The organism is Mesobacillus subterraneus, from assembly GCF_000934845.1.
Classification (GTDB): domain Bacteria; phylum Bacillota; class Bacilli; order Bacillales; family Cytobacillaceae; genus Mesobacillus; species Mesobacillus stamsii.
In genome coordinates, this window is record NZ_JXIQ01000016.1 from 116,419 (window position 1) to 127,540 (window position 11,122).

The window sequence follows — 11,122 nt, forward strand, 5'->3', positions numbered from 1 at the left end:
TCCAATAAACCAGCCAGCTGTCAAAGTGCAGCCGGCTTTTTTATAAGATCAGAATTTATATATTGACCCTTTTTTGCGGGAAAATCGGGCGTGGATCCCAATATTCTTAAACGAATCTTTTTTGTTGATAAACACGAAGGCGAAAAACGTCTCGAGGAGTTAGCGGCAAACGGCTTGCCTAAGCCTTGGGCTATGTGCTAATGCTGGACAAGACTAGGTTTGGGGTGGTAGAGCGAAAAGTTGTCAAGAAAACCCCGTTATTTTGACAGGTTTGGGTGCTTTGAACGAAAAGTTGTCAAGAAAGCCCCAAAAAACCGGTCTGTGAGGGGGTTGGGGTGAAATTTTGGATGGTGATAGGTTTGGTTGCGATCGGAAAGGTTTGAGCGGAGCGAGAGGAGGCTCACCTGTCGCCCCGCGGAAAGCGAGTGTCATACGTTCCAATCAACAGCCCCGATTATCCACCAAACGAAAAAAGACCGGGCGGTTTTTGCCCGGTTTTTCTTGTTAGGAAATGCGCACATTTATTCGTCAATGGGCATGTACTCCATGCATCATTTCTTACCGTGCATAAATTATAGTGAATTGCGCTATTTACTATACGCCATGAGAGGTGAAAGCGATGAAGATTTTAACAATTCTGGGAACGCGGCCAGAAATCATTAGGCTGAGCCTGATTATCGATAAACTAGACCAATTTGCTGACAAACATTTAATAGTCCATACCGGTCAGAATTTCACTGCCTCACTAAGCGATATTTTTTTTCGAGAGCTGCAGGTCAGGGAGCCTGACTATCATCTTTCGCTAAAAAAGACCTCACTTGGAGGTCAGCTTGGGTCGATGTTTTCAGAATTGGAAAAAATAATTGAGATAGAAAAGCCTGACAAAGTCTTGCTGCTGGGTGATACGAACAGTGCCTTAAGCGCCATTCTTGCTGAACGGATGAATATCCCGGTTTATCATATGGAAGCTGGCAACCGATGCTTTGACCTTCGTGTCCCCGAGGAAAAGAACCGGAAGATTATCGACGCGGTGTCAAGCTACAATCTTCCATACACCGAAAAGAGCAGAGAGAACCTCATCAAAGAGGGGATTCCCGTTAATCGGATCTTTGTTACTGGCAATCCTATATTAGAAGTTTTGAAGTTTTATGAGCCCTCCATTGAAAATAGCAAAATTCTTGAAACCCTTGAGTTAAAAGAAAAAGACTATTTTTTAACAACCATTCACCGAGCGGAAAACGTCGATGATGACAAAATTTTGACAGGAATTATGGAAGGCTTGAACACGGTGGCTGGAACGTTTAAAAAAAGGATTATTTGCAGCCTTCATCCCCGCACTGCTTCTAAAATGCAGTCAGCATTCACAATCGGCTTAAGTGAATTAATAGAATTTCATGAGCCATTTGGATTATTTGACTTTATTAAACTTCAGAAAAATGCCTTCTGTGTGCTTACAGATAGCGGAACGGTTCAGGAGGAGAGTTGTCTCTTGCACGTACCGGCAGTTACTGTAAGGAACTCAACAGAAAGGCCAGAAACGGTAGAATGCGGCAGCAATATCGTAAGCGGAGTGAAGGCTGAGCAAATTCTGCAAGCGGTAAAAGTGATGGTCAGCCAAAATGCTGATTGGCCATTTCCAGCTGGATATGAAGACCTGCATGTTTCTTCTAAGGTAGTTAAATTCATATTAGGAGGGAAAGGAATTGTTTGAAAATAAAACCATTCTTGTAACCGGAGGTACTGGATCCTGGGGACATGAACTTGTAAGGCAACTGCTGGAAAAGACTCCAAGGGAAATCAGGATCTTTTCCAGAAATGAATCAAGTCAAGTGGCGATGAAGAGACAATTTTCGGATCCGCGGCTGACGTTTATCATTGGCGATATCAAAGAGAAAGACGTCTTAATGAGAGCAACAGAAGGAACCGACTATATTTATCATCTTGCCGCTCTTAAGCATGTGCCAGTATGTGAAGATCAACCTTTGGAGGCACTGAAGACGAATGTGCTCGGAACGCAAAATGTCATTGATGTAGCAATTAAAAACAAAGTCGATAAAGTGATCTATATTTCAACGGACAAGGCGGCCAATCCATCTAATTTTTATGGGCTGACAAAGGCAATGGGAGAACGTTTGATCATTCACGCCAATCTGTTGAAAACTACCACGAGATTTGTATGTGTTCGCGGTGGAAATGTACTAGGGACAAATGGAAGTGTCATCCATGTATTCAAAGACCAAATTTCCAAGAACAACCAGATAAGTATTACCGACATGGAAATGACTAGATTCTTCCTGACGATCGAGGATGCCATCAAACTTCTTTTCAAGGCATCCGCCGAGAGCATTGGCGGAGAAATTTTCGTCATGAAGATGCCTACATGTAAAATAACAGACCTTGCGAAGGTACTGATCGCCGCATCAGGCAAGAAAAATGTCGGGATGGCACAACTTGGAATCCGGCCAGGGGAGAAGCTGCACGAAATTTTATTCTCGGAATATGAAAGTCAAAATACCATTGCCTATGATGAAAATTACTATGTCATCCTTCCAACCATTGAAATTCCTAACCTGAAAACCCATTATCAACATTATCCTAAAGTAAAGCTGGCAAATTATAATTCAAGTGAAAAGCTGATGTCTTTAGAAGAAATCAGGACAATGCTTGTTAAAGGAAGATTTCTGCCATGAAAATTTTGATATTGGGCGGAAAAGGAATGGCTGGCCATATGGTTACTGACTATTTGAGCAGAATCGATCGCTACGAGGTCTCTTTTACCAGCAGGACAGGGGAGGGGATTCCACTCGACGCAGCTAATTTTGATGAGGTTAAGGGGCTGATATCTGATAAGCAGCCAGATGTCATCATCAACTGTATTGGTCTATTGAATGATCAAGCAGCCGCAAACCTTGTTGAAGCCATAAAGGTGAACAGCCTTCTTCCGCATGTACTGGCGGAGACCGCTAGTCTGTACGGAGGCAAGGTGATCCATATCAGTACTGACTGTGTTTTTTCAGGCGAAAAGGGATCGTATGCGGAAACCGATTTACTCGATGGAACTTCCATTTATGCAAAAACAAAAGCGCTTGGTGAAATAACACATGCTCCACACTTAACCATTCGTACTTCGATCATTGGCCCGGAACTCAAAGAATCAGGCATCGGGCTGTTCCACTGGTTTCAGCAACAAACAGGCATGGTAAACGGCTTCACAAATGTATGGTGGAATGGAGTCACGACATTGGAGCTGGCAAAAGGGATCGACCACGTTATACAGAAGAATATTACTGGACTACTTCACTTAACAGCTCCACAACCAATTTCAAAGCATGATTTGTTGATGCTTTTACAGCAATCCTTTCAAAAAAATGATGTAAAAATTATCGAAGATGGACGTCTCTCGATCGATCGGACATTGGTGAACACAAGAAAGGATTTCGATTACCAAGTGCCAGATTATCCGGAAATGATATCTGCTCTTGCTAATTGGATGAAGCAGGATGGATAGAAACAAAAAAGTACTCATTACTGGTGCAAACGGGTTCACAGGCAGGCATGCTTGCCAATTCTTTGCGGATTGTGGCTACGATGTGACAGGGATGGTAAGGAGCCTTCCTTCCAAGCGTTCAGACGTAAAGCTGATATACGGGGATCTAGGCTGCCAGCAAAGAATAGAGGAAGTAATAAAAGAAATCAAGCCCGAACTTATTCTCCATTTAGCAGGCTTAAATAATGTCGGGGAATCATGGGTGGTTCCAGATGAATGTATTTCCACGAATGTCATGGGGACAGTCCACTTATTGGAGGCTGTCAGAAACAGTTGTCCGGAAGCCAAAATGATTGTCGTTGGCTCCATGCTCCAGGAGCAGCCGGAAGAAATACCAGCCAACCCATATTCCTTATCGAAAACAATTCAATTTCAGGTAAGTAAGGCCTGGGAGCATTTATATGAAATGAATATTCTGTTTGTCAAGCCGACCAACTTGATTGGACCAGGACCTGCAAATGGAATTTGTTCGATCCTTGCACAGAAAATTGTCCAGATGGAGAGTGGAAAACAAAGCGGGACCATCTCCCTCGATTCCTTGGATGCCTCCAGGGATTTTCTGGATGTGAGGGATGCGGTAAAGGCATTCGCCATTCTGGCAGAGCTCGGACAAAAAGGCCATGTGTATGAGCTGGGAACAGGTGTTAAGAGACCCTTGAGGGAAGTGATTGAAGAACTCAGGCAGTTATCTGTCATAGAATTTGAAGTAAACGAGCAAAAGCCGCAAAAACGAACAATGACACATGTAAGTGGATATTCAACATTACAAGATCTTAACAATTTGGGATGGGAACCGTCGATCAGTTTGCAAACATCCTTACGGGATATTTTAGAATATCACCGCCGAAGAAAAGGGGAGAATATGGATGAATAAAAAAGTATCCATTATTATTCCATTTTATAATTGTGCGTATGTGGAAGAGGCAGTTGAGAGTGCACTGAACCAGACATATCCCCATATCGAGGTCATCGTTGTCGATGATGGATCGACTCAGCATGTGGAAAAGCTGGAAAAATACATTGACACTGGCCGGATTAAGTATTGTAAAAAAGAAAATGGCGGAACCGCGAGTGCGCTCAATCAAGGAATTAGAGCTGCTGACGGAGAATATTTTTGCTGGCTAAGTTCAGATGATGTTTTTCTTCCGGATAAAGTCTTGCGGCAGGTAGAATTTATGGAACAAACAGGGAGCATGGCTTCCTTCATGTCCTTCTATTTCATAAATGAAAATAGCCAGGTCATCAGCGAAGCGATGGCGTATCCATTCACAAACAAGCTCCTCTTTTATAAAATGTTACGCGTCAACTGCCCGATTAATGGCTGTACTGTCATGCTGGATAGCAGAGTTTTTGACGAAATTGGTTATTTTGACGAGTCCTTGCCATATACACATGACTATGATTTCTGGCTCAGGCTGATACAAGTTTATGACTTCTTGTATATCCCGCTTGCCTTGTTATATTACAGGGTTCATGGGGAAATGGGAACAAAAAAGCATGCAATTACCATTAAACTAGAGATTGAGAAGGTGAAAAATAAACATAGTGCAGCGATGAAGAGCCTGATTAAACAGGAAATTGCTGCTATCGTGAATAAAAATTCAAATTAGCTAAAGGTCCGCTACCAATTTGCGGATCTTTTTTTGATCAAAATGTTCCTAAATAGGCAAGCAAAGTTAGCGATGGGAATAAATGGACTCCTTGGTGAAGATAGAAAAATAAATAATTTACTGTGAACAAGTGAAAAATAGAATCAACATAGTGTCAAAATTTTAGAATGGGAAGGGTAACGAGATGAATCAGAGAAGATGGCAGTACCTTTTTATTGTGTTAATTGTTACTTTGACAGCAGCAGGTTGCTCATTCGGCAAGACTTCCCCAGACAGCAGGAAATCGATGATCCAATCGGTCAATCCAGAACCCGGTGCCGTTGCTCTTTATGAACAAAAGAATAAAGAGTTGGCAGAAAAAGTAGAAAAAGATATACAGTCCTTTGACGCTATTTACGATGTTGCGGTGATTAAAGGAAAGGAAGAAACGTTGGTTGCCTATAAGGTGAAGCATTTAAAGAGATTTGGCATGAAGAAAATTGAAAAGGATATCAACAAGCTCCTAGAAGACCATTACCCAAATGAAGATTTCGTTGTGTCGAGTGATTATAAAATTTTTATAGAGACGATCGAATTGCTGGAGAGAATGAAGGATCCATCCTTTTCAGAAAAAAAGGCAGAACAGCAATTGCAACGTGTAATCTCTTTAAAAAAAGAAATGACATAAGAAGGAGTGAACGAAATGGGGAAGAAGAAAAATTTAACGCCAGTACAACAGCAGTATCAACAGCTTGAACAAAAACATGAGATCAAACGGCCGGTATGGAAGAATTGCCTGAACGCTTTTTGGGTTGGCGGACTGATCTGCGCAGTTGGACAAGCGATCACTTATTTTTATATTTACTTCTTTGATTTTACCGAACAAACAGCAGGGAATCCGACTGTTGCAACGATGATTTTCATTTCGATGCTTTTGACTGGGTTCGGAGTGTATGACCATATCGGCCAATTTGGCGGAGCTGGCAGTGCAGTTCCAGTAACAGGGTTCGGAAACTCAGTCATTGCAGCAGCGATTGAACATCGGACGGAGGGCTTTGTCCTTGGTGTTGGGGGAAATATGTTTAAGCTTGCCGGGAGCGTCATATTATTCGGAGTCTTTGCAGCCTTTATCGTTGCGCTGATCAAAACTTTATGGACAATGATGGGGGTGCTGTAAATGTTGACTGGAAAGCAGACGTGGCAATTCAGCAATAGTCCGGTCATTGAATCCTGGGGTACATCTGGAGGACCCTTTGAGGCAGAAGGAAAACTTGCAGCAGATTTTGATGTCCTTCATGATGATCTTTGGATGGGGCAGGATTCCTATGAAAAAGCGCACCGAGTCTTGCTGGAAGAGGCAATCCATTCAGCCTTACAAAAAGGAGAATTCCAAAAGGAAGAAATCCAATTCATGCTCGCTGGGGATCTGATTAATCAAATCACCCCTACCAGCTTTGCTGCAAGGACAATGGCAATCCCTTATTTTGGACTATTTGGCGCATGCTCCACCTCAATGGAGGGTCTCGCACTTGCATCCTTTATCATTAATTATCAGGGTGCAAAAAAGGTGGTAACGGGAGCATCCAGCCATAACGCTGCAACGGAAAAACAGTTCCGATACCCGACAGAATATGGCGGTCAAAAGCCCCCGACTGCACAATGGACCGTTACAGGTGCTGGGGCGGTAGTTTTGACAGATAACCAGGATAAACAAGGGAAAATTGTCACAACATCGGCTACGATTGGGAAGGTAGTTGATTTAGGGATTTCTGATCCGTTTAATATGGGAGGAGCTATGGCCCCTGCTGCCGCTGATACGATCATTTCTCATTTACAGGATTTACATCGGCACCCGTCTTATTATGACTTAATCGTTACGGGAGATCTTGGAAGGATCGGCCAGGCTACTACATATGAACTTCTTCAGCAGGCTGGACTAGAAATTACAAGAGAACAATTTCAGGATTGCGGACTGTTAATCTATAACGAAGATCAGCCTGTCCAATCAGGAGGCAGTGGTGCAGGATGCTCGGCGTCGGTTGTATATGGCCACCTATTGAATCATATGAAAAAGGGTGTTTATAGAAAGATACTGGTAGTTGCAACCGGAGCATTGCTTTCGCCGCTTTCATTCCAACAGAAAGAAACCATCCCTTGCATCGCACATGCAGTTGCGATTGAAAGGAATTAGAAAGGAGGAATCATCATGTTGCCAATGTTTTTCTGGGCTTTTGTCATTGGAGGTTTGATTAGTGTATTTGGTCAGTTGATGTTTGATGTTGTAAAACTAACTCCGGCCCATACGATGAGCTTGCTAGTGGTGATTGGAGCAATCCTTGATGGCTTTGGACTGTACGAGCCTTTAATTGACTTTGCAGGAGCCGGCGCAACCATTCCAATCACCAGCTTCGGAAATTCCCTGGTTCACGGTGCATTACAGGAAGCCGAGCAGCATGGACTCGTAGGCGTCCTAACGGGAATGTTCGAAATTACAAGCTCCGGTATGTCGGCTGCTGTCATTTTCGGTTTTATCGGTGCACTGATTTTTAAACCTAAAGGCTAAACTAAATAGGTAAAACTCTACATTCCTCAAAAAATGATAGGAACTCGCCCATACAATTCGGAAGCACCTCTCATATATTGTTAATGAGCAATCAAAAGTGAGGTGATAAGAATGGGCTACGGTTATGGTGGCTTTTGTGGCGGCGGTTGTGGCGGCGGCTACGGCGGTGGCGGCTATTACGGCTCCACATTTGTATTGATCGTCGTGTTATTCATTTTGTTGATTATTGTAGGAGCCAGCTTCTACAACTAATTGAAAACAATGGCAAAGGCTGTTCCGTGTCGGAACAGCTTTTGCTGTTTTAGGCGCCACGCGCTGTTTATAATATGCCTTCTTGACAACTTTGCGCCTTTTCCTCTCAAAGCCTGTTAGACCCCGCCAGCCAAAGTGGCGTTATTATGTAGGCAACGTTTGTCGGATTTGAACAAGGAGTCTGTCCGACGGAGTGAAATTCACGTATTTTTTTTCAAAATGAATGTTTTAATACAATAAATTGGATGACAGACTTCAAAGAGTTTGCGCCTTTTCATCACTGCCTTTCACCATTTTTGTATCTCTTCATACAATAGAGTAGGGAAAGAAGGAGGCGTGATTTTATATGGATAATCATTTCTTTAAGAATATAGAAAAAAAGACGGGCGTAAATATGAAAGATGTGTTTGAGCTGGCAAATTCATTACAAAATGCAAACTTTAAAGATGAGCAAACGGTAAGAGGGGTAATTCGCCGTGTTTCACAATTGGCCAACAAGCCGGTGAACAAAGAAATGGAAGACAAGATTGTTGAATCGATTGTAAAGGATGGAAAGCAGCTTGATTTCGGCCAGATTTCCAAAATGATCAACAAGAAATAGCTAAAATCAGGAACAACAAATCAGGACTCGAAGTTGGTCCTGATTTTGGTATTTATGTTTATCTTGGTTAACAAAAAATTCCGAAAATTTTCGTGGTGCGTCCTTTCCTATGATTCTCCGCAAATACTAGTTATGTTGAATTGTATAAGGTAAAATCATCTTATATATGAAAAAGCACTTTACCTAAATAGACGGGCTGACTAATGAATTCCGCTATGCCAAGAGCAGAAAACATTCTGGAATAATTGAAAAAGAAGGCCCAAACATCTTTGAAGTGTTAAAGAATGGAGTAGGATCATCATCATTGAAAATCAATTTGATAAATTGCTGAATATCAAAACAACTGGTGAACAAAAAGGATTCATGACTTCCATACATTACCATCGATATGAGCCCACTCCATATAGTGCGCTTGAGACATTTTTCAATGAATACAATATGAGCAGTCATGATCATATTGTCGACTTTGGATGTGGAAAAGGGAGATTGAATTTTTATCTACACCACCATTTCAAGGCAAGTGTAGTCGGAGTTGAAATGAATGAAACATTCTACATGGAAGCTCTAAAAAATAAACAAAGTTACTTAAACAACTATCGAAACAGAGGAGATAGGATCACTTTTAATTACCTGCTGGCAGAGGAATACGATATTTCACCTAATGAAAACAAGTTCTATTTTTTTAACCCTTTTACGGTTCAAATCTTCATGACTGTAATAAAGAACATCATGATTTCTTTTGAAAAACATCCAAGGGAGATTGACGTGATTCTATATTATCCATCTGAAGATTATATATTTTTTTTGGAGAATCAGACAACGTTTGAACTGGTAAAGGAAGTGAATCTGCTGGAAAATAACCCGAATGAAAGGTTTTTAGTTTATAGATTGAAAAATTAAATGCCCCGGTATATTACCGGGGCAAAAATGAACTATTTTATACTCTGAGGATGGTTATCATCGGTCAGCTGTGCTGCTTTTGCGTTCAGTTCCACTTGTTCAGGTGTCTTGCAGCCTGGGATGACGGCAGTTACTGCAGGATGTTTCAAGACCCAGGATAGTGCCCAAGTGGCCATTGGAACACCATCAGGCACTTCGTTTTGTTGAATCTCTTCTACCTGTTTGAGTAGCAGGGAAGTTTCTTCCGTGTCATGTTTTGAGCGAACATCATCCGCGCTGAAAGTCACACCTGGTTTATACTTACCGCTTAAGTAACCACTTGCCAGCGGAACTCGGGCAAGTACCCCTAGGTTTTGGTATCGGCTGGTAGGGAGGATTTTTTCTTCTGGCTTCCGGTCAAGCCGGTTGTAGACGACCTGGATGGCACCAGCGTTAACGTCAGAAGCGTGATCTGTTTGATAACTTTCTTCATTCGATCGCAGAGAGATCCCGAGGCTGCGGATTTTCCCTTTTTCCATTTGCTTATCGAGCATTGTCCATAATTCGTCGTTGTTGAATTCTTCATCCGTACATGAGTGGGCCTGATATAAATCTATGTACTCTGTACGTAGCGCTTTTAGTGAGGCATCGAGCTGTTTCAATACTTCATTTGCACTCCAGTGACGTGTTCTTTCAAAATTACCATGGAAATGATGCCCGAATTTTGTTGCCACAATCCAGTCTTCGCGTTTATTCCGGCTCAGGTAATCTCCAATTAGGCTTTCAGACAAATGGTCCCCATAGCATTCGGCTGTATCAAGGAAGTTGATGCCTTTTTCGTTTGCTTTATCTAGAATGGCATCAACCTCATTTTGTTTAAAATCCTTTCCCCATTCACCGCCGTATTGCCAGGTTCCGATTCCTATTACGGATATATTAAGGTTTGTATTACCTAATCGTCTGTACTTCATTCCATCACCCCTTAAATAATTTATACCAATCTTATCATTTCAACCTCTTGAACAAAACTATTTCGAACTACAATCCCTAAAAGGACATTTGGCATTGCCAGTGTTTGTCTTTGGATATTGTCAAGGTACTGTTATTTGAAAAAGTTTACTACGGTCATAAACAGGGAAAAGAAAGAGTAGTATATAGTGAGTATTCGTAAATTGGGGGGATATCAAACAATGGGATACATTCTTCCGGTCATAAATTATCAATATAGCCAATATGCTGAACGAGAAATAGGTTTGGATTATGACCCGTATATGATTCAGGGCATGAATCGGATTCAAAAAGAAGCTCCATTGCTGAAAGGACAAGACCAACAAGAGCAAACAGCTGCCCTTTTTCAGAAGGAGCAACAGCCCGTGTTGGATATTAAGCCAGGAGCTTTCGATATACGTATCAAAGGCAAGGAACCGATAAGTAAGAAAAAGGTACATCCATTCGTTGTCAATAAGACTTATGCTGAAATTACAGGTAAGGGAAGATACTACAGCGAGACAATTTGACCTAGCTGCCGTGCTGTTTTCTTTATTGTAGCTGCTAGTTGGTCATATACTTTTAGAGCAAACAAACCCCCGTTCAATTTAGAGTGGGGGTTTTGAGTCTACGTTTAGGAAATTATAAAATTATTTAGTTGAGGATAACTACTTGTGGTTTTCTTAATCCAGCTCCAGCGCCTA

Annotated in this window: 14 protein-coding genes; 13 read left to right on the top strand and 1 reads right to left on the bottom strand. The window is 41.8% G+C overall.

The genetic code is table 11. From position 1 onward, the window contains the following. The first annotated feature begins 619 nt into the window (after positions 1-619). The 12 genes from wecB (at position 620) to UB32_RS02700 (ending at position 9,452) form a co-directional block, all read left to right on the top strand. Positions 620-1,711 carry a non-hydrolyzing UDP-N-acetylglucosamine 2-epimerase gene (wecB, locus tag UB32_RS02650; protein ID WP_044390958.1) on the top strand — a complete coding sequence of 364 codons (1,092 nt, stop codon included), beginning with the start codon at positions 620-622 and terminating at the stop codon, positions 1,709-1,711. Continuing rightward, positions 1,704-2,690: a polysaccharide biosynthesis protein gene (locus tag UB32_RS02655; RefSeq protein ID WP_044390959.1), complete on the top strand. Its 987-nt coding sequence runs from the start codon at positions 1,704-1,706 to the stop codon at positions 2,688-2,690. The genes wecB and UB32_RS02655 overlap by 8 nt, the downstream gene beginning before the upstream one ends. Continuing rightward, complete coding sequence (locus UB32_RS02660) at positions 2,687-3,508, top strand: dTDP-4-dehydrorhamnose reductase family protein (protein WP_044390960.1); 822 nt, start codon at positions 2,687-2,689, stop codon at positions 3,506-3,508. The genes UB32_RS02655 and UB32_RS02660 overlap by 4 nt, the downstream gene beginning before the upstream one ends. After that, complete coding sequence (locus UB32_RS02665; protein ID WP_044390961.1) at positions 3,501-4,421, top strand: NAD-dependent epimerase/dehydratase family protein; 921 nt, start codon at positions 3,501-3,503, stop codon at positions 4,419-4,421. Before UB32_RS02660 ends, UB32_RS02665 begins: the two co-directional genes overlap by 8 nt. Next, the gene (locus tag UB32_RS02670; RefSeq protein ID WP_044390962.1) at positions 4,414-5,157 is read left to right on the top strand and encodes a glycosyltransferase; all 744 of its coding nucleotides are present in this window, start codon (positions 4,414-4,416) and stop codon (positions 5,155-5,157) included. Before UB32_RS02665 ends, UB32_RS02670 begins: the two co-directional genes overlap by 8 nt. Before the next feature lie 184 nt (positions 5,158-5,341). After that, the gene (locus UB32_RS02675; RefSeq protein WP_044390963.1) at positions 5,342-5,824 is read left to right on the top strand and encodes a sporulation protein; all 483 of its coding nucleotides are present in this window, start codon (positions 5,342-5,344) and stop codon (positions 5,822-5,824) included. 15 nt (positions 5,825-5,839) lie between these two features. Then, positions 5,840-6,313 carry a stage V sporulation protein AC gene (gene spoVAC, locus UB32_RS02680; protein ID WP_044390964.1) on the top strand — a complete coding sequence of 158 codons (474 nt, stop codon included), beginning with the start codon at positions 5,840-5,842 and terminating at the stop codon, positions 6,311-6,313. Then, positions 6,314-7,327, top strand: a complete 1,014-nt coding sequence (gene spoVAD, locus UB32_RS02685; protein WP_044390965.1) for a stage V sporulation protein AD — start codon at positions 6,314-6,316, stop codon at positions 7,325-7,327. Positions 7,328-7,342: 15 nt separating this feature from the next. After that, a complete protein-coding gene (gene spoVAE / locus UB32_RS02690) occupies positions 7,343-7,699 on the top strand; it encodes a stage V sporulation protein AE (protein ID WP_044390966.1) in 357 nt (118 codons plus the stop codon). 105 nt (positions 7,700-7,804) lie between these two features. Continuing rightward, the gene (locus UB32_RS19225) at positions 7,805-7,951 is read left to right on the top strand and encodes a YjcZ family sporulation protein (RefSeq protein ID WP_128721480.1); all 147 of its coding nucleotides are present in this window, start codon (positions 7,805-7,807) and stop codon (positions 7,949-7,951) included. 346 nt (positions 7,952-8,297) lie between these two features. Then, the gene (locus tag UB32_RS02695) at positions 8,298-8,552 is read left to right on the top strand and encodes a stage VI sporulation protein F (protein WP_044390968.1); all 255 of its coding nucleotides are present in this window, start codon (positions 8,298-8,300) and stop codon (positions 8,550-8,552) included. 300 nt (positions 8,553-8,852) lie between these two features. After that, positions 8,853-9,452, top strand: coding sequence for a methyltransferase (locus UB32_RS02700; RefSeq protein ID WP_044390970.1), 600 nt, complete (start codon positions 8,853-8,855; stop codon positions 9,450-9,452). 32 nt (positions 9,453-9,484) lie between these two features. On the opposite strand, the gene UB32_RS02705 is transcribed toward UB32_RS02700, so the two are convergent. Further along, positions 9,485-10,402, bottom strand: a complete 918-nt coding sequence (locus UB32_RS02705; RefSeq protein WP_044390972.1) for an aldo/keto reductase — start codon at positions 10,400-10,402, stop codon at positions 9,485-9,487. A gap of 219 nt (positions 10,403-10,621) precedes the next feature. Here UB32_RS02705 and UB32_RS02710 point away from each other — a divergent pair, with 219 nt between their 5' ends. Next, positions 10,622-10,948 (top strand): hypothetical protein, encoded by a 327-nt coding sequence (locus UB32_RS02710; protein WP_044390973.1) that lies wholly within the window; start codon positions 10,622-10,624, stop codon positions 10,946-10,948. The last annotated feature ends 174 nt before the right edge of the window (positions 10,949-11,122 follow it).